This window comes from Pseudomonas sp. BF-R-30 (genome assembly GCF_019956175.1).
GTDB classification, from domain to species: Bacteria; Pseudomonadota; Gammaproteobacteria; order Pseudomonadales; family Pseudomonadaceae; genus Aquipseudomonas; species Aquipseudomonas jessenii.
Map to the genome: position 1 here is coordinate 105,011 of NZ_JAHBDE010000044.1, position 24,588 is coordinate 129,598.

The following is a 24,588-nucleotide window of genomic DNA, read 5'->3' on the forward strand; positions in this document are numbered from 1 at the left end:
CTGTGGTGAGGGGGCTTGCCCCCGTTGGGTCGCGAAGCGGCCCCGCTTTTTCTTTCAGCGAAACCGAGTCTCTGGATTGACGACTGCTTCGCAGCCGAACGGGGGCAAGCCCCCTCGCCACAGGGGATTCTCAGCCTGTGGCCAAGATGAATTCACCAGGAGTTGCACATGGCGAAGAAACCCAAGGCAGCCACGTTCATCAAGGACCCGCTCTGGTACAAGGACGCGGTGATCTATCAAGTCCACGTCAAATCGTATTTCGACTCCAACAACGACGGGATTGGCGACTTTCCCGGCCTCATCGCCAAGCTCGATTACATCGCCGACCTGGGCGTCAACACCATCTGGCTGTTGCCGTTCTATCCCTCGCCACGGCGCGATGACGGCTACGACATCGCCGAATACCGCGGCGTACACAGCGACTACGGCACCATGGCCGATGCCAGGCGCTTCATTGCCGAGGCGCACAAACGCGGCCTGCGGGTGATCACCGAACTGGTCATCAACCACACCTCCGACCAGCACCCGTGGTTCCAGCGGGCGCGCAAGGCCAAACCCGGATCGGCGGCGCGGGACTTCTATGTGTGGTCCGATGACGATCAAAAATACGATGGCACGCGCATCATCTTTCTCGATACAGAGAAGTCCAACTGGACCTGGGACCCGGTCGCCGGCCAATACTTCTGGCACCGTTTCTACTCCCACCAACCGGACCTGAACTTCGATAACCCGCAAGTCATGAAAGCGGTGCTGTCGGTGATGCGTTACTGGCTCGACATGGGCATCGACGGCTTGCGCCTGGACGCGATTCCCTACCTGATCGAGCGCGATGGCACCAACAATGAGAACTTGCCGGAAACCCACGACGTCCTGAAAAAGATCCGTGCGGAAATCGACGCCAACTACCCCGACCGCATGTTGCTGGCCGAGGCCAATCAGTGGCCGGAGGATACTCAGTTGTACTTCGGCGACACCGACAAGAAAGGCCTGAACGGCGATGAATGCCACATGGCCTTCCACTTCCCGTTGATGCCGCGCATGTATATGGCGCTGGCCCAGGAAGATCGTTTCCCGATTACCGACATTCTGCGCCAGACCCCGGATATACCCGCCAACTGCCAATGGGCGATCTTCCTGCGCAACCACGATGAGCTGACCCTGGAGATGGTCACCGACAAGGAACGCGACTACCTGTGGAATTATTACGCCGCCGACCGTCGCGCCCGGATCAACCTGGGGATTCGCCGCCGCCTGGCGCCGCTGATGGAGCGCGACCGCCGTCGGGTCGAGCTGCTCAACAGCCTGCTGCTGTCCATGCCCGGCACGCCGACCCTGTATTACGGCGATGAGATCGGCATGGGCGACAACATCTACCTCGGCGACCGCGACGGTGTGCGTACGCCGATGCAATGGTCCATCGACCGCAACGGCGGTTTCTCCCGAGCCGACCCGGCGAGTCTGGTGCTGCCGCCAATCATGGACCCGCAGTACGGCTATCTGTCGGTCAACGTCGAAACCCAGGCTGGCGACCCGCATTCGCTATTGAACTGGACCCGGCGCATGCTCGCCGTGCGCAAGCAATCCAAGGCCTTCGGGCGCGGTACGTTGAAGATGCTGTCGCCGAGCAACCGGCGGATTCTGGCCTACACCCGTGAATACACCGGGGCGGACGGCAAGCACGAAGTCATTCTGTGCGTGGCCAACGTGTCGCGCAGCGCCCAGGCCGCCGAGCTGGATCTGTCGGCCTACGTCGGCATGGTGCCGGTGGAGATGCTCGGGGGTAACGCATTCCCCCCCATCGGCCAGCTGAACTTCCTCCTGACGCTGGCGCCTTACGGCTTCTACTGGTTCGGCCTCGCCGCGGAAAACCAGATGCCGAGCTGGCACGTGGAGCCTGCACAGAGCCTGCCGGACTTCACCACGCTGGTGCTGAAAAAACGCATGGAGGAACTGCTCGAAGCACCGTCACGCACCACGCTGGAGCAAAGCATCCTGCCCAACTGGTTGCAGAACCGCCGCTGGTTTGCGGGTAAGGACGCAGCCATCGAACAGGTCGAACTGGCCTATGGCGTGCGATTCGGCGATCCGCAGCACCCGGTGCTGTTCAGCGAGATCAATGTCACCAGCGGTGGCCAGAGCAGCCGCTACCAGTTGCCGTTCGGTTTTATCTCGGAAGATCAGGTCGGTACTCCCTTGCCGCAGCAATTGGCATTGTCGCGGGTACGGCGTGGGCGCCAGGTGGGCCTGATCACCGACGCCTTCAGCCTGGACACCTTTGTGCATGCCGTATTGCAGGGCATTCAGGCCGGCACCGTATTGGCCTCCAGCGATGGCGACATTCGCTTCGAGTCCACCGCCGAACTGGAAAAACTCGGCCTCAATGCCGAGTCGCCGGTGCGTTACCTGTCGGCCGAACAGTCCAACAGCTCGGTGGTGATCGGCAACAGCCTGGTGCTGAAGCTGATCCGCAAGGTCGCCTGCGGCGTGCATCCTGAGCTGGAAATGAGCGCGTACCTGACGCAAGCCGGGTTCAGCAATATTTCACCATTGCTGGGGGCCGTGGTGCGCCGGGACGGGGCGGGTGAAGATAATTTGCTGATGATCGCCCAAGGCTACCTGAGCAATCAGGGCGACGCCTGGGAATGGACCCAGAACAACCTCGAACGGGCGCTTCGTGATGAACTGGCCGACGCCGTGTCCGAGCAGGAACAGCATTACAACGCGCTCGGCGAACTGAAAGATTTCGCCGCTATGCTTGGTCAGCGTCTGGGGGAAATGCACCAGGTGCTGGCGGCGCCGAGTGCCAACCCGGACTTCTTGCCCCAGGTCACTACGCAGAAGGAGGCGCTGGCCTCGGCCAAGGATGTCGCGGCGCAAATCGAGCGCGCGCTTTACTTGCTCAAGCAGCATAAAAATCAACTTGACCCGGCGGACCAGACCCTGGTCGGTCGTTTACTGGACAACAAGAAAGCCATCCTCGGCCATGTACAGGCGTTGGGCAAAAAGACCGCGGGCGGCTTGCGCATTCGTGTGCACGGCGACCTGCACCTGGGGCAGGTGCTGGTGATCAAGGGCGATGCCTACCTGATCGACTTCGAAGGCGAACCGGCCCGGCCATTGCATGAACGACGGGGCAAACACAGCCCGTACAAGGATGTCAGCGGAGTGCTGCGGTCCTTCGACTATGCGGCGGCGATGGCGATCAACGTGCAGAGCATCGATAACACCGCAGCGGCCGATGCCGCGCGCTTGCGGGTCACCGATCGCTACTTGAGCGAGGCGCGGCAAGCATTTGTCGACGCTTATCGGCTGGCGGCAGCTAGTCTTGCCCATGCATGGCAAGATCCCGAAGGCGAGGATGCCGCGCTGGCGTTGTTCGGTCTGGAGAAGGCGGCGTATGAAGTGGCTTATGAAGCGGAAAATCGCCCCGCCTGGTTGCCCGTGCCGTTGCACGGTTTATATGGATTATTGAGTGGGCTTAAACCCTTTTCCGATCTTGATGGAGAGTAGTCATGAGTGTCTCGAACAAGGAACAGGGTCATCACAAAGAAGCGCTGCTGCCCAGGGCACGGGATATCGACGCATTGGTGCGCGCCGAGCATATTGATCCTTTTGCGATTCTTGGCCCCCACGCTGATGGCGCTGGCGGGCAATTCATTCGCGCGTATCTGCCGGGTGCCTTGAGTGTGCAGGTGCTGGCCAGGGATTGCGGACAAGAGCTCGGCCAACTTGAAGCCACAGAGACGCCGGGATTGTTTGTCGGGCATTTCGAACGTGCGCAAGCGTATCTGCTGCGTACCCGTTGGGCCGGCGGCGAGCAAACGGCAGAAGATCCTTACAGCTTCGGTCCGTTGTTGGGCGAAATGGATTTGTATCTGTTTGCCGAAGGCAATCACCGCGACCTCAGCGGGTGCCTGGGCGCGCAACTGAAAACCGTGGACGGCATCGACGGCGTGCGTTTCGCCGTGTGGGCGCCGAATGCCCGGCGGGTGTCGGTGGTCGGTGATTTCAACGTCTGGGACGGGCGCCGGCACCCGATGCGACTGCGTCACCCCACAGGCGTCTGGGAATTGTTCATCCCGCGCCTGCAAGCCGGGGACACCTACAAATACGAGATTCTCGGCGCCCACGGCATCCTGCCGTTGAAGGCCGATCCCGTGGCGTTGGCCACCAGCCTGCCACCGGACACCGCCTCGAAAGTCGCTTCCCCCTTGAACATCGACTGGCAGGATCAGGACTGGATGATGTCCCGGGGCGACCGCCAGCGGGTGACGGCGCCGTTGTCGATCTACGAATTGCACGCCGGCTCGTGGCAATGCGAGCTGGACGATCTGGGCGAAGTGGCCCGCCAGTACACTTGGCCCGAGTTGACCGAGCGGCTGATTCCCTATGTCAAAGACCTCGGTTTCACCCACATCGAACTGATGCCGATCATGGAGCACCCGTTCGGCGGCTCGTGGGGTTATCAGTTGTTGTCGCAATTCGCGCCGAGTGCGCGGTATGGCACGCCGGACGAGTTCGCCGCGTTCATCAACGCCTGCCACCAGGCCGAACTCGGGGTGATTCTCGATTGGGTGCCGGCGCATTTCCCCACCGATACCCACGGCCTGGCCCAGTTCGACGGCACGGCGCTGTACGAGTACGGCAACCCGCAGGAAGGTTTCCATCAGGACTGGGACACCCTGATCTACAACCTGGGTCGCACCGAAGTGCATGGTTACATGCTGGCGTCGGCGCTGCACTGGCTCAAGCATTTCCACGTCGACGGCCTGCGGGTCGATGCAGTGGCCTCGATGCTCTACCGCGACTACTCGCGCAAGGCCGGCGAGTGGGTGCCGAACCGCCATGGCGGGCGGGAGAACCTGGAAGCCATCGACTTCCTGCGTCACCTCAATGACGTGGTGGCCCTCGAAGCGCCCGGTGCGCTGGTGATCGCCGAGGAATCCACCGCATGGCCCGGTGTAAGCCAGGGCACGCAACAGGGCGGCCTGGGCTTTGCCTACAAATGGAACATGGGCTGGATGCACGACTCGCTGCATTACATCCAGCAGGACCCGGTGTACCGCGCCCATCACCACAACGAACTGAGTTTCGGCCTGGTGTATGCGTGGTCCGAGCGCTTCATCCTGCCGATCTCCCACGATGAAGTGGTGCACGGCAAACACTCGCTGATCGACAAGATGCCCGGCGACCGCTGGCAGAAATTCGCCAACCTGCGGGCCTACCTGAGTTTCATGTGGGCGCATCCGGGCAAGAAACTGCTGTTCATGGGCTGCGAGTTCGGCCAGTGGCGCGAGTGGAACCATGACCAGCAACTGGACTGGTACCTGTTGCAATACCCCGAGCACCAGGGGGTGCAGAAACTGGTGGCCGACCTCAACCGCTTGTACCGCGAAGAGCCGGCGCTGCATGAGCAGGACGACGTGCCGCAGGGTTTCCAATGGCTGATCGGCGATGACGCGATCAACAGCGTTTATGCGTGGTTGCGCTGGAGCAAGGACGGCGAACCGGTGTTGGTGGTGGCCAACTTCACGCCAGTGCCTCGCGAGGCTTATCGCGTCGGGGTGCCGTTTGCCGGGCAGTGGAACGAGGTGCTCAACAGCGACTCGTCCATCTATGCCGGTTCCAACTACGGCAACAGTGGCGGGGCGGTGGCCGAGGAAACGCCGAGCCATGGCCAGGCGTTGTCGCTGGTGCTGAATTTGCCGCCGTTGGCGGTGTTGATGTTGCGGCCGCAGGGCTGATCCGAAGTCGGCGGTGCTGCTATTCGCGAGCAAGCCCGCTCCCACACTGGATTGATGTCGTACTCAAAACCAGTGTGGGAGCGGGCTTGCTCGCGAAGGGGCCGGTGCTGTCGACGCCGACACCCGGCAATGAATGGCCGTGATTCAGAGATGCACTTCCACCGCCAGCGGCAAATGGTCAGACAGGTGCGTCCACGGCTTGTTTCCCAGTATTTGCGGCTCATGGCTGCTGGCGTTGCGCAGGTAGACGCGGTCCAGGCGCAGCAAGGGAAACCGCGCGGGGTAGGTTTTGGCAGGACGACCCAGGTGGCGTTCGAAGGCTTCGTGCAAGTAATCGCGGCGGACAAGGGTGGCATTGCCCTGCATCTGCCAGTCGTTGAAGTCGCCGGCAATGATCACCGGCGCATCATCCGGCAGGGACTCGAGGAGCTGACAGAGCAACTGCAATTGCAGCTGACGATGGCTTTCCAGCAGGCTGAGGTGAACGCAGATCGCATGCACTTCGCGATGACCCGGTACGTCCAGCACGCAGTGCAGCAAGCCACGGCGTTCCGGGCCGGTAATGGAAACATCCAGGTTTCGATACTCGCGGATCGGATATTTCGACAGCAGGGCATTGCCATGGTGACCGTCGGGATAGACGGCATTGCGCCCATAGGCGAAGTCGCTCCACATGCTGTCGGCGAGGAATTCATATTGCGAGGTTTGTGGCCAATCGTTGTAGCGGGAGGAGTGGCGGTCGTGCTCACCGACGACTTCTTGCAGGAACACCAGGTCTGCCGACGTACTGCGCACCGCTTCACGCAATTCAGGAAGGATGAAGCGCCGGTTGAGTGCGGTAAAACCCTTATGGGTGTTGACCGTCAGCACGCGAAGCCGATGAATCGCCGGGGGCGTGTTCAATGGCATTGATTCGGTTACCTGCGGTTTTGAATGACTGGCCACATGCACTCCTCTGACTCAGGGCTGCTTATGTATGCGACTGATGCGATAGCAGGCAGTTCAGTCCAATGGGCTGCGTTTTCAAACCAGCACAATTTCATAAGGCAAACGGATACGCTCCAGCAGCGGTCGGGGCAGCAACGGCGCGAGGCCGATGGCCGGTTCGCCGTCCAGTTGGCTGGCGTAGGCGTGGGTGGCGTGACTCTTGCGGGCGACGGTCCAGGTATCGAGGCGCACCTTGCGGGCACGGTGCCAGGGAATCAGCTCCCGGTCCCGTGCCGGCCAGTGCCAGGCCCAGAACGGTACGTCGTTGTAGGTGGCCCCGATATTGGCCGCCGCCCTGGCGCTCGCGCGGCCAACCGTGTCGTGGTCGACATTGCCGTCCTGGCGCCAGGTGCTGAACACCACATCACCTGGGCGCAGGTAGCGCGTGATGAATCGGGCGATCTGATCTTCCTGCTCCGCCAGCGCGTTATCGGTAAACCCGCCACGAATCCACTTCAGGCTGTGCATCGGCAACCCGAGTCGACGTATGGCTTCCACGCTTTCCTGGGGACGAAATACGCTGAGGCGTTTTTCCGACCACTGCTGTGACCCCGGATGGCTGGCGCTGCCGTCGGTGATCGAGATCAATTGCAGCGGGTGGCCCAGGTTACTGAGCAATTGCAGCAGGCCGCCGCAGGTCACGACTTCATCGCCGGGGTGCGGGGCAATGAGCACCGCGCGTGCGCCGGTGGGTACCAGGGATTGGGTGTTGATGACCGGAATGCTGTCCAGTTGCGGGGCGCTGTTCCAGATCTGTGAGGGCAGGCTGACTTCGCTCAGGGAAACGGGTTTCATGGTGGATACGTCCTTGTTCTGCGTCGCCTTCAGTCGTGCATGGGACAAGCCCGGCAGACCCGTGAGGGCTGGTGGATAGCGGCGCGACAAGCCAAACCCTGGATTGCCGCGAATCGAGTATTGCTCATGTAACGCTATTCGTCGCGTCGTGAAGTTATCCGCAATGATATTTCCGCCCTGCGGTGTTACGGCTATGAGTACCTGGGGTCTCTTTTACTCTTCTTCCTCATGCTGCAATTCGAACAGTAGCAACGAACGGCCGGTGACCGAGTACTCGTGGCCAAACTCAAAGCGCTCCTGGCCGCGGATCGACGGTTGGTTGGTGTCGATCATGCAAGTCCAGAAACCGCCGTCAGGCACTTCAGGCAGCCGGAAATTGACGATGTCGTGATGTGCGTTGACCACCAGCATCAATGTCGCGTCGACGCCTTTGCGGCGAATGCCGGTTTCCTGGGCGCGGCCATCGAGCAGCATGCCCAGGCATCGATTGTGCGCATCGTGCCAATGCTCGGTGGTCATTTCAGTACCGTCCGGCGCCAGCCAGGTCACGTCCTTGACGCCGATGTCCTCGTTGTAATTGCCCACCAGGAAACGCCCGCGCCGCAGGACCGGGTAGGTCAGGCGCAATTTGATCAGGCGTTTGACGAACTTGAGCAGGGCCTTGCCGTCGTCGCTGAGGTCCCAGTTGACCCAGCCGGTCTCGCTGTCCTGGCAGTACGCATTGTTGTTGCCGTCCTGGGTGCGGGCGAACTCGTCGCCGGCCACCAGCATCGGCGTGCCTTGGGCCAGCAGCAGGGTGGCGAAGAAATTGCGCATCTGCCGATGGCGCAGCGCGTTGATCTCGGGATCGTCGGTGGGGCCTTCGACGCCGTGGTTCCAGGACAGGTTGTTGTTGCTGCCGTCTTGATTGTTTTCGTCGTTGGCTTCGTTGTGCTTGTCGTTGTAGGACACCAGGTCGTTGAGGGTGAAACCGTCGTGGGCGGTGACGAAATTGACCGATGAGTAAGGCCGCCGGCCACGTTGGTTGAACATTTCGCCCGAAGCGGTCAGGCGGTTGGCAAAGTCCGCCAGTTGCCCGTCGTCGCCTTTCCAGAAGGCGCGCACGGTGTCGCGGAACTTGTCGTTCCACTCGACCCAGCCCGGCGGAAAATTGCCGACCTGATAACCGCCGGGGCCGCAGTCCCACGACTCGGCGATCAGTTTGACCTGGCGCAGCACCGGGTCCTGGCGGCAGGCCACCAGGAAACTGTGGCGCTCGTCGAAACCGTCGTGATAGCGCCCAAGGATGGTTGCGAGGTCGAAGCGAAAGCCGTCCACGTGCATTTCCGTGGCCCAGTAGCGCAGGGAGTCGGTGACCATTTGCAGCACGCACGGGTGGCTCAGGTCCAGGGTGTTGCCGGTGCCGGAATCGTTGATATAGAAGCGTTTGTCATCGGGCATCAGGCGGTAGTAGGAGGCATTGTCGATGCCGCGCATGGACAGGGTCGGGCCTTGTTCGTTGCCCTCGGCGGTGTGGTTGTAGACCACGTCGAGGATCACCTCCAGATTGGCTTCGTGCAGGTGCGCGACCATTTCCTTGAATTCGGCAATCTTGCCACTGGCCAGGTACCGCGGGTCGGGGGCGAAGAATGCAATGCTGTTGTAGCCCCAATAGTTGGTCATGCCCTTGTGCAGCAAATGCTGGTCGTTGACGAACGCATGGATCGGCAGCAGCTCCACGGTCGACACACCGAGTTTGCGGATGTGCTCGACCACTTCATCGACCATCAACCCGGCAAAGGTGCCGCGCAGATTTTCGGGGACGGCAGGGTGACGCATGCTGAAGCCGCGCACATGGGTTTCATAGATGATCGTCCTGTCCCACGGCACGCTGACACGATGATCGTGGCCCCAGGTGTGCGCCGGGTCGATGACCTTGCATTTGGGCACGAAAGGCGCGCTGTCGCGCTCATCGAAGCTGAGGTCGGCGTCGGGGTGGCCGATGGTGTAGCCGAACAGCGCTTCGGACCATTTCAACTTGCCCACCAGTTGTTTGGCGTAGGGGTCGATCAGCAGTTTGTTGGGGTTGAAGCGATGGCCGTTGGCCGGGTCGTACGGACCGTAGACGCGATAGCCATAAACCAACCCCGGATGGGCGTCGGGCAGGTAGCCGTGGTAAATCTCGTCGGTGTATTCGGGCAGTTCGATGCGTTCGAGTTCCACTTCGCCGGCGTCGTCGAACAGGCACAGTTCAACCTTGGTGGCGTGGGCGGAAAACAGGGCGAAGTTGACTCCCAGTCCATCCCAGGTGGCACCCAGCGGAAAGGGCAGGCCTTCGCGGATTCGTGTGGTTTCGGCACGAGGGGCTGGCGCGGCGGCTTTCTTCGGACTGGTCATAGGTACTCCTGTAAACGGGGGTTACCTGTAGGAGCGAGCTTGCTCCGGGCGGCGCTCCGACGAAAACGGTGTGTCAGGCAACATCAATGCTGGAAGTGATGGTCTCTTCGCGGGCAAGCCCGCTCCCACAGGTATTGTGAGTTGCCACAGATTGCAGCCACACCTTCAAACACTGTGGGAGCGGCGGTCCGACTTGCCCGCGAAGGGGCCTCAAGACATATTCAAACCGCTGGCGGTTTTCGCGCAGCCCGGGGCTTTTTCTCGACGGCCTTTTCCCCCGGCGGGATCACTTTTGAAGCCGCTGCCGGTTTGGCCTTGGTTTTTGGCGCGGCGACCTTGGCATCGCCAGCCTTGCCATTGGCCGTTTTGCTGACCGGGGTTTTCGGGGCAGCCTTGGCCGGTTTTTTCGGGGCCAGGGCTTCGGCTTCCGCCAGTTTGCACGCCATCTCCCAGTGGCGGGCTTCCTGGCCTTCGGGTTTTCCTTCGGATTCCCAGATCTGATAGGCAAATTCGCGGATGCGTTTTTCGTCGGTACTCATCGCAATGCTCCTGAACTGAACTCAAGTGTGGGTAGTTTGAATAATGAGATTGACCGGGAAATCCCCCAGCGCGGCGCTGATCAACAGCTCCCTGTGTTTTGTGACTGTGATGCCGGAAAAAAGTCCCTGCAGATGTTCGTCAGGGACGGCGAACGGCAGTTTGACCCGGGTTTCGCCCCACCGCAGCGCGTGGACCTGTGGTTCGGCACCGTTTTCCAGCAGATCGGCACAACGTATCGGCACAATCACAATGGCGCGTTTCCCCTCCCGTTCACGGACAAATCCCAGCACTCGATGGGCCTCGCTGCCCACCACTTCCAGGGCCTGGTAGGTGCCACGCCGAAACAGCTCGGCATGCTCGGCGCGCAGGCCCAGGGTGCGCGCAATCAAGGTTTGCTTGATGCGCCCGTCACGCCAGTTCTGCAACAAGTCCGGCAGGTCCACCGCTTGCTGCAACGCCTGCTGGCGGCTGGCGTAATCCACGGGACGACGGTTGTCCGGGTCGACCAGGCTGAAGTCCCAGAAATCGTTGCCCTGATACAAATCCGGCACGCCGGGCACGGTCATGCGCAGCAAGGTTTGCGCCAAACCATTGAGTGCGCCGGGGGCGGCAATCGAACGGGCAGCCTTGGCCAGGGCCGTACGCAACAGCTCACCTTCGGGGCTGAGCAACAGGCGCTGGATGAAGTCCTCTGTCGCTTGCTCGTAAGGGTCATTGGGCGCGCTCCAGCTGCTTTGCAGTTTGGCTTCACGCAGGGCCTTGCGTTGCCACTGCCAGATACGTTTTGCGTAGTCCTCGAGGGACGGCGGATGATCGATCCCCAACTCCAGCGGCCAACTGCCGAGAATCGTCTGGTACAGAATCATTTCATCGCCCGACGATGGCATTTGATCGTCGTTGCGCAAGGGCCGGGCGAGGGCGCGCCACAGGCCGATCTGGTCGACGTACCAGGCGCTGCGCTCGCTCAGTACCGCCAGCCGCGCCCGTGAATCTTCGCCGCGCTTGTGGTCGTGGGTGGCGCTGGCCAGCAGATTGTCCGGGAAGGTGTCGAGGCGCTCGATGCAGGCCTGATGAAAGTCGGCGGCCGGTGCGCTGAACTGTTCGGTGTTGAAGCCAACGTCATTGCGCGAGAGCAGGACGGCCGATCGATAGAGCGCAGTGTCTTCCACCGATTTCGCCGCCGCCGGCGAGGTCAGTTGCTGGAAACGTACGCAGGCATGCTTCAGACGCTTGCGTTCGCGCCCGGCCGGGCGCGAACGCCAGGGTTCACCGCCGAGCCAGCCGGCCAGGCAATCGAGCACCGGCCAGTCCGCTTCGCCCAGGGTTTGGCGGGCACCGTCCATGGCCTGGCGGAAAAACGCCTCGTCCCGGGCTGAACGGCCAAGGGGGCCTATGTAGGTGCGGTACACCGGGAAATGCACGATCAGCGCCTGCAAGGCCCGGCGAATGGCGCCGAGGGTCAGGTCGCGGGTCATGAGGTTGTCCCGGGCCACTTGCAGCAGGGCCTGGGCGACGCTTTCGAAATCTCCGGCCAGGGAACCACCGAGGATTTGTTGACGGGCCAGTTGTGCTTCCTGGTAGAAGTCGGCGGGCCGCTCGCTGTGACGGTGCCAGAGTTCGGCCAGTGTCTGCGCGCCCTGTGGATCCTGTTGCAACAGTGACAACTGGTTCATGAATTCGTAGCCGGTGGTGCCGTCCACCGACCAGTCGCGATGCAGGGTTTCCCCTTCGCCGAGGATCTTTTCCACATAGATGGGCAGGTGGCGGCCGGCTGACAGGCTGTCGACCCGGCGGCGCAGTTTTCGGCAGTAGCCCCGCGGGTCGGCGAGGCCGTCGATGTGGTCGATGCGCAACCCGTCGATCAGCCCTTGAGCCACCAATTGGAAGATCTTCGCGTGGGTGGCTTCGAACACGGCGGGACGCTCGACGCGCAGTCCGCCCAACTCATTGATATCGAAGAAGCGCCGCCAGTTGATGTCATCGGCGGCGGTGCGCCAGCTGGCAAGGCGATAGCTCTGGCGTTCCAGCAGGTTGTGCAGGCGCTGGAAGCCTTCGCCGGTCAGTGAGACGTAGTTGTTCAGGTGCTGCTCAATGGCTTGGGCAATGGCCGGATCGCTGACCAGATCGCGAAGTTCTGCTTTCAATGGCAGGGCCAGGCTGTGGGCGTCGGTCTGGTAGCTCAGGGTGCTGAAGCGATCGGCCAGGTTTTTAAGTTGTTCGGCCTGTTGCGTATCGAGCGGTGCATCGGCCCTGAGTAGCTCCCCGTAATCGCTGGGGCAAATGGGAAAGCGGTGTTCGTAGTGCTCGACATGGAAGGTGCCGTGCCAGGCATCGAATCGCAGGGGCAGGGTGCCGTCCTGTAACGCGACGCCGTAGTCGCTGCCCAGAAACGGCAGGAGCAACTGGCCTTCCATCAACGGGTCGGATGAGTGCCACTGGATGTCGAAAAACTCTCCGTAAGGACTCAGGCGTCCCCACTCCAGCAAATCCAGCCACCAGGGATTATCGTTGCCGCCGACCGCCATATGGTTGGAGACAACGTCGAGGATCAACCCCATGTTGTGCCCATGCAGGGCGCTGACCAGGCTGTTCAGCGCCGCCTCACCGCCCAGTTCCGGATTGACCCTGGTCGGATCCACCACGTCGTAGCCATGCATCGACCCGGCGCGGGCGCGCAACAGTGGGGAGGCGTAGACATGGCTGATGCCGAGGCGGGCGAAATACGGCACCAGTGGCACCGCATCTTCGAGCGTGAAGCCTTTGTGAAATTGCAGGCGCAAGGTGGCGCGCAGTGGTCGGGTCGGCACCTGGGTCATCGATCACGCTCGGCCGCCTGGAGCCGTGCGCAGGCGAGCAGTTCCAGACGTCGCGCGGCATCCGCTCCGTCGAGCAGGGCTTCGCTGTAACCGGGCAAGCGCCGCGACCAGTTGGGGTGGGTGTCGGTGGTGCCGGGCAGGTTGGCCTGCTGTTCGACGCCAAGGGCATCTTCCAGGGGCAGCAGCACCAAGGGTGCCCGGGTATGACCGAGGAAGCGCACGCTGGCATCGAGCACCTGGTCGGTTTCGTGGGACTCTTCGCGAAAGTTTTGCGGGTCCTGGCTCAACGCCCGACGCAGGCCTTCGCGCTCGCGTTCGCGGTGCTGGCGCCATTCGATTTCACCGCCGGCATCGACCATGCCGAGCCGGGCATTCCAGTCGATATCGCGACCATGCCACCAACCGTTGAGGGTCGGCAGGTCATGGGTGCTGGTGGTGGCCAGGGCGTTGTCGGGCCAGTCGAGGATCGGCTTGAAGTGCGTGTTGTCCTGTTCGAACAGCAATACCCGCATGCCCAGCATCGAACGGGCGATGAGTTTTTCCCGCAGGCCGTCCGGCACAGTGCCGAGGTCTTCGCCGAGGACGATGGCCTGGTGACGATGGGATTCCAGGGTCAGCAAACGCAGCAGATCGTCCACCGGGTAGTACAGGTAAGCGCCGTCGGCTGGCGGCGATCCGTTGGGGATTACCCATAGACGCTGCAAGCCCATGACGTGATCGATGCGCAAGCCGCCGCAGTGGGCGAAGTTGGCCCGCAACATTTCGATGAAGGCCCGGAAACCATTGCGCACCAGGCCTTCAGGGGAGAACGCGGAAATCCCCCAGCCCTGGCCGGTGCGGTTGAGAATATCCGGTGGCGCGCCGACAGTGAGGGACGCGAGCAGTTCGTCCTGACGGCTCCAGGCCTGGCTGCCGCCGCCATCGGCGCCAACGGCCAGGTCGGCGATCAGGCCGATACTCATGCCGCTGGCGCGGGCGGCGGTTTGCGCGCGCTCCAGGCAGCGCGTGATCAGCCACTGGCAGAAGGCGAAGAAGCCGATGCGCCCGGCATTCTCTTCGGCGAATGCCGCCAGTTCGGCGCTGCGCGGGTTGCGCCAGGGTTCGGGCCACTGCCGCCAGTCGAGGTGTTCACCCCGGGCAGCGCGCGCCTCCTGGATGGCTTCGAAGCGGCAGTGGTTTTCCAGCGCTTCGCCAGCGGCGTGACGAAAGCTGCTGAAGTCTTCGTGCAAGGGGTGTTCACCCTGGACGAAACCTTCGTACAGCGACTGCAACAGCCGATGCTTGGCTTCGGCGGCGGCCGGCCAGTCAATCAGCGGACGCTCTTCCAGCGCCTTGAGTTCAATGGCCAGCCCGGTTGCATCGATGGCGGTACGCAGCGCGCGTTCGCCGAGAATGGTGCCGGGGGCGCAGTAAAGGCTGTTGAGAAACAAACGGCTGGACGGCGAATACGGGCTGTAGCGTTGGGTGTCACTGGAAAACATCGCATGCAGCGGGCTGATCGCCAGCGCCTCGGCACCACGCTCGCCGGCTACCCGGGCGAGGTCCTCCAGCGCCTGGGTGTCACCAAACCCGCCGTCGCAGGGGCGGCGCAGTCCATACAGTTGCACGCTCAGGCCCCAGGCCCGGGGGATCGGGTTGTCCACGGCATCGGCCACACTGTAGCAACGGGCCGGGGCCACGGCCAGGGTGAAGTTTTGTCCGTCCATACTGATCTGTTGATAGCCGACCGGTACCAGCCCCGGCAGCACTGCGTTGGCGTCCAGTTTCAGGTTGAGCCGCGAACCGTCCTCCAGGTGGATTTCGCAAGGGGTTCCGGGCTCGAAAAAACGCGCCAGGTCCAGGCCCATCCCCGCATCGGCGGTGATCAATGGCGGCAAGTGATGGGTCTGTTGCGCCTCTTGCAGTTCCAGCAGGCTGGCGTCGATTTCCTGGGCACTGCCGGCCGGGTGGCCCAGGCCGGCCAGCACGTTGCGCAACACGGACGGCGCGACTTTTTGCGGGCGGCCGTTGGCGTCGATCCAGTCGACGGCGAGGCCGGCACGGCTGGCCAGGATTTCCAGTTGCGCATCACTCATGGACGCTCTCCAAACGAGGTAGCAAAGGGGACTGCGGCGGCAAGGCTGACGAGCGCGCAATACGGGGCAAGAGTGTTTGTAGCCGGCAGGTCGGGGTTCTGTGGCGGGTATTCGAACAAGCGCATGGCATCGGTCTGTGAGGTATGGACTACAGGCCTGGCGCTGAGGTTCAGGTCAATGCGCAGCTGGCTGCCATCGCCCAAGCGCCAGGATGCACTGACCGCGCCTTCGCCCAGCACATCGGTTCCCAGTGCCTGGGCGCCCGGCAGGTGCGGGATGATGTGCCGGTGACGGATCTGCAACAGGCGGCAATACAGGTCGTGCATCTCGCAATGGCCGGTCGATGGCAGGACCGGGCGGGACGCTGCAAACGTCTGCGGATCATTCGGGTCCGGAATGTGTTCGCGCAGGATCGGGTCGGCAAAGGCGCTGAGCGCCGCGAACTCGCTGCGCCGGCCGTCGCGAACCTGCTTGGCCAATTCACCATGATGGCTGGTGAAAAACAGGAAGGGCTGCTCGACCGCAAATTCGTCGCCCATGAACAGCAGCGGAATCATCGGCGATAACAGCAGCAGCACCGTGGCGGCCCGCAGCGCTTGCGGGTGGGCGAGTTGATGCAGGCGCTCGCCGAAGGCCCGGTTGCCGATCTGGTCATGGTTCTGCAAAAACAGGATGAATGCACTGGGCGGCAGATGCCCGCTGGGTTCACCCCGCGCCACACCATGGCGGTTGAGATGGCCCTGGAACACGAAGCCCTGGCTCAGGCAGCGCGCCAGTTGCTCGGTGGGGTTTTGCGCGTAATCGGCGTAATAGGCGTCGGTTTCCCCGGTCAGCAACACATGCAGGGCGTTGTGGCCGTCATCGTTCCACTGCGCGTCGTAACCTTGTTCGAGCAGGCTGGCCTGGTTGTGTTCGTTCTCCACCATCAGCCACACATGCCGCGTCGGGCCCGTCTGCTGGCGCACCCGTCGTGCCAGTTCCTGGAGGAAATCCGGGTCTTCGATGGCATGCACCGCGTCCAGGCGCAAACCGTCGAAACGGTATTCCAGCAGCCACATCAAGGCGTTTTCGATGAAGAAGTCCCGTACTTCGCGGCGGCGCAAGTCGATGGCCGCGCCCCACGGCGTGTGTTTGTCTTCGCGAAAAAAGCCCTTGGCATAACGATGCAGGTAATTGCCATCCGGGCCGAAGTGGTTGTAGACCACGTCGAGAATCACCGCCAGGCCGTGGCCGTGGGCGGTGTCGATCAAGTGCTTGAGCTGCTCGGGGGAGCCGTATGACGCCTGGGGCGCGTAGGGCAGGACGCCGTCATAACCCCAATTGCGCTCACCGGGAAACTGCGCGACGGGCATCAGTTCGATCGCGGTGACACCCAGTTCGACCAGCCGCGCCAAATGCTGCTCGACGGCGCTGAAGCCGCCGAGCGCACCGACATGCAGTTCGTAGATCACCGCTTCGTTCCATGGCCGTCCCAACCAGGCACTGTGTTGCCAGGCATAGACCAGCGGATCGACCACCACACTGTGCCGGTCGATATCGCCGGCCTGAGCGCGGGAGGCCGGGTCGGGCACTTCCAGTTCGCCGTCGATGCTGTAGCGGTAACGCGTGCCCGCCGTGCATCGGATGTTGCTCACGAACCAGCCGTCGGCCTGGGGCAGCAACGGCAAGGACTGTCCATTTTCCAGTTCGACACTGACGTAGAACGCATCTGGCGCCCACAACGCGAATCGCGTGTGCTCTGCGTCCAGCATGATTGCGCCGTGGGGCCAGGTCTCAAGGGTCCGTAACGGCATCTTGAAAGCCTCTTACTGTTTGTGCGATTTCCCCAATGCCTTCGCCACAAGCTGTTCGTAGAGCTCGGCGTAGGGTTCGACCGCCTTGCACCAGTTGAACGGCGCCGCCATGGCCCGGCAGCGCATGGCGTGCAGCAGGTCGGGAAAGGCGAACACCTTGAACGCGCGGCTCAGGGCTTCCTGGTAGCTCTGCACAGTGGATTCATCGAACAGGAAACCGGTCACGCCGTTTTCGATGGTGTCGGCCAGGCCACCGGTGTTGCGCGCCACCGGCAACGAACCGAAGCGCTGGGCGTACATCTGGCTCAGGCCGCATGGCTCGTAACGCGAAGGCATCAGCAGGAAGTCGCTGCCGGCGAACATGCGCCGGGCGTCGGTTTCGTTGAAGCCGATGCGTACGCCGATCTGCCCGGGGAAGCGCAGGGCCAGTTCGCGCATCGACTGTTCCTCTTCCGGCTCGCCACGGCCGATGATCGCGATCTGGCCGCCGGATTTGACGATGTACTCGGACACCGCTTCGGTCAGGTCCAGGCCTTTCTGGTAGACCAGGCGTGAAACCACGGCGAACAGCGGCCCTTGGGAATCTTCCAGACCGAACAGCTCGCGGACATGGGCGGCGTTCACCGCCTTGCCATCCCAGTCGCCGATGCTGAACGGGCAGAACAGGTGCGGATCGGTCGCCGCATCCCAGCTTTCATCGATGCCGTTGGGAATCCCGCTGAGCAGGCCTTGCTGGGTCTTGGCGGCGAGGAAACCGTCCAGGCCACAGCCGAAATCCGGGGTGGTGATTTCCTGGGCGTAGGTCGCGCTGACGGTGGTGATGTGGCTCGAATAGGCCATGCCGGCCTTGAGGAACGACATCTTACCGTAGAACTCCATGCCTTCCTGTTGCAGCGCGTGATGGGGAATGCCCAGTTCGGGGCACGAGCCCAGGCTGGTCACTCCTTGATAGGCCAGGTTGTGAATGGTGAACAGCGTCGGCGTGCGCTGCCCACGCCAGTGCATGTAGGCCGGGGCCAGGCCGGCGGGCCAGTCGTGAGCGTGCACCAGGTCCGGGCACCAGTGGATTTGTGCGAGGTTGGCGGCAATATCGGCCGCCGCCAGGCCCAGGCGGGCGAAACGGATATGGTTGTCCGGCCAGTCGCGGCCGTTGTTGGCGCCGTAGGGCGAACCTTCGCGCTCGTAGAGTTCGGGGCAGATCAGAACGTAAATGACCAGACCGTCGGGCATGTCCATGCGCCCGATCTTGCACGGTGGCAGCGCAGCATGACCGCCAAGCTCGCCAATGATATGGATCGGATTTTCGCTGTTCAGCACCTGCGGGTAACCCGGGATCAGTACCCGCACATCGTGCAGATGGGCCATGGCCCGTGGCAGCGCTGCAGAAACGTCGCCCAGGCCACCGGTCTTCACCAGGTCGGCAATTTCCGAGGTGACGAACAACACTTTTTTACGGTTGGGATTCTGGTTGGCTGCCGGAGTCAGCGTCCTGGTGCCAGGAACGCCGACGGGTTGGGTGTTTGCGGCAGTTACGGCGCTCGATTCGCCGACCTGATGAGCACGCTCTCCCTGTATTTCCAAAGCCGTACTGATCATATGAATCTCCCGTGTTGTTGATCTAATTCTTAGGTCTGGCAAACGGTGTTTCATGGCCAATTGCTGTGGCCGGGCGCAATCGCGCTACGCATCAGTGAGCAAGCGCTGCCCAATGCGTCGAAGCAAAAGGGGTGAATGAGCCATTGCAAGGATTGCACCAGTCGCAACGCACCTTCTTGTCAGAGGACCGATCGGGATTGGAAAAAGTTTCGACTATTTTTCCACTTTGTGACCAACCGGTTTCGCCTTGAGAAAATGAGTCTAGGCCAGAACTTAGAGCGGTAAAGGCCAGATGGCAAAATTGTTCGACAATCGGTTTGTAGCGGTACGAACGTGCCTGATAGAGGTGCAAACGCCCCGACGAAGTGCAGGTTTTTTTGCGTTTTGGCATCAAAAAGTCACTGGGCAGTCACATAAATGTGCGACGTGATTTATCAGGAGTGCACTGTTCTGGTGCGCCGGTTTGAGTCCCACATTTGGCCGAACCGCTGCCTTACTGCCCACCTTGATGCCTTGTTATAGTTCGGGCTTCATTTTTGCCCGCAAAAGGATCATTGGCATGTCTCAATACAGCGCGTTCAACGTCGAGCTGGTCGATAAAATCGCCCACGTACAGATCAACCGCCCGGAGAAGATCAACTCGATGAACGCGGCGTTCTGGAGCGAGATCGTCGAGATCTTCCAGTGGATCGACGACACCGATGAAGTGCGCGTGGTGGTCCTCAGCGGGGCAGGCAAGCATTTCTCCTCGGGGATCGACCTGATGATGCTGGCCGGCGTGGCCAATGAGCTGGGCAAGGACGTCGGGCGCAACGCGCGCCTGTTGCGGCGCAAGATCCTCACCCTGCAAGCGTCGTTCAATGCAGTCGATAACTGCCGCAAACCGGTGCTTGCGGCCATTCAGGGTTACTGCCTGGGGGGCGCCATCGACCTGATTGCCGCGTGCGACATGCGTTATGCCGCCGAGGACGCACAGTTTTCGATCAAGGAAATCGACATCGGCATGGCCGCCGACGTTGGCACGCTGCAACGCTTGCCGCGGATCATCGGTGACGGCATGCTGCGCGAACTGGCTTACACTGGTCGCACCTTCGGCGCCGATGAAGCGCGAGGCATGGGCTTGGTCAATCGCGTCTACAGCGACAACGCCAGCCTGCTCGACGGCGTCATGGGCATTGCCTACGCAATCGCCAGCAAGTCGCCGATCGCCGTCACCGGCACCAAGGAAATGATCAGCTACATGCGCGACCATCGCATCGATGACGGCCTCGAATACATCGCCACCTGGAACGCCGCCATGCTGCAATCCACCGATCTGCGCGTGGCCATGGCCGCCCATATGAGCAAACAGAAACCCGAATTTCTGGATTGATTAACCATGATTCCTCGCTGGACCACCGCAGTACTGGACACCGATCAACCCGGCGGCTGGGCCATCGCGCGCAGCCCCGAAGGCTTTCTGTTCGATGACAACGGCGCACTGTTCGCTCGCGAATGGCTCAAGCGCCAGGACCTGTCGATTCTTGCCGAACATGGCATCGGTCATCTCGATGGCGAGCCGGTCTATCTGCTGGAGTTGCGCAGTCACAGCGAAGTGTCGGGTTGCAACTGGAAAGGCCTGCGGGCGTTCATGCTCGAAGGCGATCACACGCTCTACAAGGTGCTCGGTTACGCCGCACAGATCGGCACCTGGGCCCGTGAACACCGCTATTGCGGTAACTGCGGTCAGGCCATGACCCAGGTGCCACGCGAGCGGGCGATGTATTGTCAGCCGTGCGATCTGCGCAGCTACCCACGGATTTCGCCGAGCATGATCGTACTGGTGACCCGAGGCGATGAAGTGCTGTTGGCGCGCTCACCGCGTTTTGTCAGCGGTGTCTACAGCACCCTGGCCGGGTTTGCCGAGCCGGGCGAATCGGCCGAGGACTGCCTGATTCGCGAAGTTCGCGAAGAGGTGAGCATCGAGGTCAGGAACATCCAGTACATGGGCAGCCAGTGCTGGCCGTTCCCGCACTCGATGATGCTCGGCTTTCACGCCGAATATGCCGGTGGCGAGATCGTCTGTCAGGAAGACGAGATCGAGGACGCCCAGTGGTTCAACGTGCACGAGCTGCCGCCGTTGCCGGCGTCACGCTCGATTGCCCGTTACCTGATCGACGTCTACGTGGCGCGGCGCTTAGGCCACGCTGAACCAGTGCTGCCAGGCTAGGCGCACGGTCAGGCCCAGCACCACGGTGATGAACACCGGACGAATGAATTTCGCGCCGCCGCTGATGGCGGTGCGGGCGCCGAAGAAGGCGCCGACCATCAACGACAAGCCCATGCACAGGCCGATGATCCAGTCCACCTGGCCGGAAAAGATGAAGATCGACAGCGCCGCCGCGTTGCTGACGAAGTTCATGCTGCGTGCCACACCGCTGGCTTTCACCAGATCGATGGGGTAGAGCAGCAGGCTGCTCACGGTCCAGAACGCGCCCGTGCCGGGACCCGCCACACCGTCATAGAAGCCGAGGCTGAAGCCTTGGGTCGACTGCCACTTTTTCTTGATCGGTGCCTCGCTGTCCAGTGGCGCTTTTGGCGTGCCGCCAAACAATAGATAGACACCGCAAGCGAAGACGATCACCGGCAGCATCTTGTTCAGCCATTCCGCCGGCAGGTAATGCGCGACCACGGCACCGGTCAGCGCACCGACCAGGGTGCCGACGATGGCATGAATCCATTGCGCGGGGTGGAACAGCTTGCGGCGGTAGAAGGTGAAGCTGGCGATGGCCGAGCCGAAGGTCGAGCTGAGTTTGTTGGTGCCCAGCACCAGATGCGGCGGCAGGCCGGCGGTCAACAAGGCCGGGGTGGTCAACAGCCCACCGCCACCGGCGATGGCGTCGATGAAACCGGCAACAAAAGCGACTAAGGCCAGGATGGCCAGGGTGGAGAGGTCAACGCTGAGTTCGAAAGGCATGGGATCGGCTTATTCGGCGGGTGCAGAAAGAGGCTGCGGGGAAGGGCAGCATCTTAACCACCTGCACACCACAAAACCATTGTGGGAGCGGGCTTGCTCGCGAAGAGGCCGTCAGATCCAGCATAAATGTTGGCTGACACACCACTTTCGCGAGCAAGTCGGATCGCCGCACCGCCGCTCCCACATTTTGCTCAGTGTTTACAGGCTCAGATCCGACAAACTCGGATGATCGTCAGGGCGACGCCCCAGCGGCCAGTGGAACTTGCGCTCGCTTTCCTTGATCGGCATGTCGTTGATGCAGGCGAAGCGGCGGGCCATCAGGCCGTCCTCGTTGAACTCCCAGTTTTCGTTGCCGTAGGAGCGGAACCAGTTGCCCGAGTCGTCATGCCATTCATAGGCATAACGCACGGCAATTCGGTTATCGGTGAACGCCCACAGCTCCTTGATCAACCGATAATCAAGCTCCTTGGCCCACTTGCGGGTCAGGAAGCCTTTGGCTTCTTCGCGGTTATAGGCGAACTCGGCGCGATTGCGCCACTTAGTGTCCAGGGTATAGGCCAGGGACACACGCTCCGGGTCCCGGGAGTTCCAGCCGTCTTCGGCCAGGCGAACTTTTTCAATGGCCGATTCACGGGTGAAAGGGGGTAATGGCGGACGAACTTCGGCATTAGACATTTAAAGTCTCCGTATCAAGTTAAAGTTAAAACAACTGTCGAGCTTGATCAGGTTGCTACAGGTCCAATAACTTTCGCGCCATGCATTGCGCATTATCGGCGGCACTGTGATCACCCATGACAAGCGCCACGGTAATGGCACCGTCGATCAGGATCAGCAGCTGTTTGGCCAGCAACTGCGGATCCTCGGCGCCATGTTCGGTACACAGCTCGCACACGTAGTCGAGCAGCTTTTGTTTATGCTCTTTGGCGAGCAGGCGCACCGGGTCTTGCGGGTCGCCGGTTTCGCCACTGGTGTTGATGAACGCGCAGCCGCGGAAACCGTCGGAGGCGAACCACGATTTGAGTACGGTAAACAGGTTGAGCAGTCGCTCGGCCGGGGTTTGTGCCTGGCCGACTGCGCCTCTGTACCAGTGCATCCAGCGCTGGTCCCGGCGTTGCAGGGCGGCCACCACCAGTTCGTCCTTGTTGGCGAAGTAGCGGTAGATGCTTTTTCTGGAGACGCCGGCGGTTTTCACCAGAAGATCCATGCCAGTGGCGGCTATGCCACTTTTGTAGATCAACTTTTCGGTGACATCCAGAATGATGTCGCGTGTGTCGTTGCTAGTGATTTCGTTCATGCTGCAAACAGTAGAACGATCGTTCTCCTTGGTCAATCGGTTTTTTGTGGTGTTTGACAAATGGTCTTCGCGAGCAAGCCCGCTCCCACATTTGAAATGCGTTCCCCTGTGGGAGCGGGCTTGCTCGCGAAGAGGGCATTACAGACGGTAACAAGACCCGAACCTTTGCATGGTGTAAGCTCATGGGTTCTTCGGATTCGACCCATTGCGAGCCCTATGCCGTCGCTTTTCAAACGCTCTCTGCTGCCCAAGTTGCGCAGTTTTCCGCTGACGGCCGATGCCGTTGGCATCCTCTGCGGCGCTGCCGAATTCCGTCGTTGCCTGCTGGAGAAAATCGCCAGCGCGACCCGGCGCATCTACATCGTTGCGCTGTACCTGCAACAGGATGAAGCCGGCCAGGAAATTCTCGATGCCTTGCACGCCGCCAAACTGGCGCGTCCGGAACTGGACGTGGTGGTGGTCGTCGACTGGCTGCGCGCCCAGCGCGGCCTGATCGGTGCCGGCAAGCAACCGGGCAACTCCGCCTGGTATCAGGAAATGACCCGCACCCATGCCAGCGAAGTGCCGATCTACGGCGTTCCGGTACAAACCCGCGAACTGTTCGGTGTGTTGCACCTTAAAGGCTTCGTGATCGATGACTGCGTGATCTACAGCGGTGCGAGCCTGAACAACGTGTATCTGCACAAGTTCGACAAGTACCGCTACGACCGCTATCACCTGCTGCACAATCGTGAACTGGCCGATTCGATGCAGCACCTGGTGCAGCACGGCCTGGTGGCTTCCAAAGCGGTGCACCGCCTCGACCTGCCAAACCTGCCGACCACCCGCAGCCTGCGCAATGACATCGGTGACCTGCGCAGCCGCCTCAAGCACGCGGCGTACGACACCACGCAGGGCACCACCGACAGGACCGGTTTGTCCGTCAGCCCGCTGCTTGGCGTCGGCAAGAACAATCCGCTGAACCGGGTGATCTGCGAACTGATCGCCAGCGCCCAGCAGCAACTGACCATTTGCACACCGTACTTCAACCTGCCGCTGGCGATCATCCGCGAGATCAACCGCGCGCTGGCCCGCGGGGTGAAGATCGACATCGTGGTCGGCGACAAGACGGCCAACGACTTCTACATTCCGCCGAGCGAACCGTTCCGGGTCATTTCCGCGCTGCCGTACCTGTACGAAATCAGCTTGCGCCGGTTTGCCAAGCGTCATCAGCGCAACATCGACAGCGGGCAATTGAACCTGCACCTGTGGCGCGACGGTGACAACACCTACCACCTCAAGGGCATGTGGGTCGACCGGCGCTATACCTTGCTGACCGGTAACAACCTCAACCCGCGGGCGTTTCGACTCGATCTGGAAAACGCCTTGTTGCTCGATGATCCCCATGGCGAACTGCTGGAACCGCGTGGCAAAGAGCTGGCGGAGATCTTCCAGCACACCCGGCGAATCGAGCACTTCCAGAACCTGGAAACCCTGGCCGAATACCCGGCGGGCGTGGCCAAGTTCCTCAAGCGTGTGAGTCGTGTGCGGATCGAACGGTTGCTCTACCGCATTCTGTGAATTCAGAAAAGCCATCGCGAGCAAGCTCGCTCCCACAGGAATCCGGGTGTTCACAG

Annotated in this window: 16 protein-coding genes; 5 read left to right on the forward strand and 11 right to left on the reverse strand. The window is 61.6% G+C overall.

Annotated elements, in window-relative coordinates; translation table 11 throughout:
• Positions 1-168 precede the first annotated feature (168 nt).
• Together treS and glgB are read left to right on the forward strand one after the other, a co-directional pair.
• Positions 169-3,510, forward strand: coding sequence for a maltose alpha-D-glucosyltransferase (gene treS / locus KGB20_RS21065; protein ID WP_154908973.1), 3,342 nt, complete (start codon positions 169-171; stop codon positions 3,508-3,510).
• A 2-nt stretch (positions 3,511-3,512) separates the two neighbouring features.
• Positions 3,513-5,744 carry a 1,4-alpha-glucan branching protein GlgB gene (gene glgB / locus KGB20_RS21070; RefSeq protein ID WP_154908974.1) on the forward strand — a complete coding sequence of 744 codons (2,232 nt, stop codon included), beginning with the start codon at positions 3,513-3,515 and terminating at the stop codon, positions 5,742-5,744.
• 144 nt (positions 5,745-5,888) lie between these two features.
• Here the strand turns inward: glgB and KGB20_RS21075 are convergent, their stop codons facing one another.
• The 8 genes from KGB20_RS21075 to glgA form a co-directional block, all read right to left on the reverse strand.
• Positions 5,889-6,653, reverse strand: a complete 765-nt coding sequence (locus tag KGB20_RS21075; protein WP_150813237.1) for an endonuclease/exonuclease/phosphatase family protein — start codon at positions 6,651-6,653, stop codon at positions 5,889-5,891.
• A gap of 114 nt (positions 6,654-6,767) precedes the next feature.
• Positions 6,768-7,526 carry a PIG-L deacetylase family protein gene (locus tag KGB20_RS21080; RefSeq protein WP_150813236.1) on the reverse strand — a complete coding sequence of 253 codons (759 nt, stop codon included), beginning with the start codon at positions 7,524-7,526 and terminating at the stop codon, positions 6,768-6,770.
• Between the two features lie 213 nt (positions 7,527-7,739).
• Complete coding sequence (glgX, locus tag KGB20_RS21085; RefSeq protein ID WP_057714958.1) at positions 7,740-9,902, reverse strand: glycogen debranching protein GlgX; 2,163 nt, start codon at positions 9,900-9,902, stop codon at positions 7,740-7,742.
• 221 nt (positions 9,903-10,123) lie between these two features.
• Positions 10,124-10,441, reverse strand: a complete 318-nt coding sequence (locus tag KGB20_RS21090; RefSeq protein WP_154908975.1) for a DUF2934 domain-containing protein — start codon at positions 10,439-10,441, stop codon at positions 10,124-10,126.
• A 21-nt stretch (positions 10,442-10,462) separates the two neighbouring features.
• A complete protein-coding gene (locus KGB20_RS21095) occupies positions 10,463-13,258 on the reverse strand; it encodes a malto-oligosyltrehalose synthase (RefSeq protein ID WP_154908976.1) in 2,796 nt (931 codons plus the stop codon).
• The gene (gene malQ, locus KGB20_RS21100) at positions 13,255-15,333 is read right to left on the reverse strand and encodes a 4-alpha-glucanotransferase (RefSeq protein ID WP_154908977.1); all 2,079 of its coding nucleotides are present in this window, start codon (positions 15,331-15,333) and stop codon (positions 13,255-13,257) included. Before malQ ends, KGB20_RS21095 begins: the two co-directional genes overlap by 4 nt.
• On the reverse strand, positions 15,330-17,126 hold the full coding sequence (gene treZ / locus KGB20_RS21105) for a malto-oligosyltrehalose trehalohydrolase (protein ID WP_154908978.1): 1,797 nt from the start codon (positions 17,124-17,126) through the stop codon (positions 15,330-15,332). The genes malQ and treZ overlap by 4 nt, the downstream gene beginning before the upstream one ends.
• Positions 17,127-17,138: 12 nt before the next feature.
• Complete coding sequence (gene glgA / locus KGB20_RS21110; protein WP_150813232.1) at positions 17,139-18,722, reverse strand: glycogen synthase GlgA; 1,584 nt, start codon at positions 18,720-18,722, stop codon at positions 17,139-17,141.
• 559 nt (positions 18,723-19,281) lie between these two features.
• On the opposite strand from glgA, the gene KGB20_RS21115 reads away from it, so the two are divergent.
• Together KGB20_RS21115 and nudC are read left to right on the forward strand one after the other, a co-directional pair.
• Complete coding sequence (locus tag KGB20_RS21115) at positions 19,282-20,094, forward strand: crotonase/enoyl-CoA hydratase family protein (RefSeq protein ID WP_057714952.1); 813 nt, start codon at positions 19,282-19,284, stop codon at positions 20,092-20,094.
• Positions 20,095-20,100: 6 nt separating this feature from the next.
• Positions 20,101-20,931 carry an NAD(+) diphosphatase gene (gene nudC / locus KGB20_RS21120; RefSeq protein ID WP_057714951.1) on the forward strand — a complete coding sequence of 277 codons (831 nt, stop codon included), beginning with the start codon at positions 20,101-20,103 and terminating at the stop codon, positions 20,929-20,931.
• Here the strand turns inward: nudC and KGB20_RS21125 are convergent.
• The 3 genes from KGB20_RS21125 to KGB20_RS21135 all read right to left on the reverse strand — a co-directional run bounded on the left by KGB20_RS21125 (position 20,899) and on the right by KGB20_RS21135 (position 22,972).
• A complete protein-coding gene (locus KGB20_RS21125; RefSeq protein WP_057714950.1) occupies positions 20,899-21,678 on the reverse strand; it encodes a TSUP family transporter in 780 nt (259 codons plus the stop codon). The two genes, nudC and KGB20_RS21125, sit on opposite strands and share 33 nt — an antisense overlap.
• Positions 21,679-21,876: 198 nt before the next feature.
• Positions 21,877-22,353, reverse strand: a complete 477-nt coding sequence (locus tag KGB20_RS21130; RefSeq protein ID WP_154908979.1) for a DUF1348 family protein — start codon at positions 22,351-22,353, stop codon at positions 21,877-21,879.
• Between the two features lie 55 nt (positions 22,354-22,408).
• Positions 22,409-22,972: a TetR/AcrR family transcriptional regulator gene (locus tag KGB20_RS21135; RefSeq protein ID WP_090455074.1), complete on the reverse strand. Its 564-nt coding sequence runs from the start codon at positions 22,970-22,972 to the stop codon at positions 22,409-22,411.
• Between the two features lie 216 nt (positions 22,973-23,188).
• Between KGB20_RS21135 and pssA the strand changes: the two genes are divergently transcribed.
• On the forward strand, positions 23,189-24,532 hold the full coding sequence (pssA, locus tag KGB20_RS21140; protein WP_154860069.1) for a CDP-diacylglycerol--serine O-phosphatidyltransferase: 1,344 nt from the start codon (positions 23,189-23,191) through the stop codon (positions 24,530-24,532).
• Positions 24,533-24,588 lie beyond the last annotated feature (56 nt).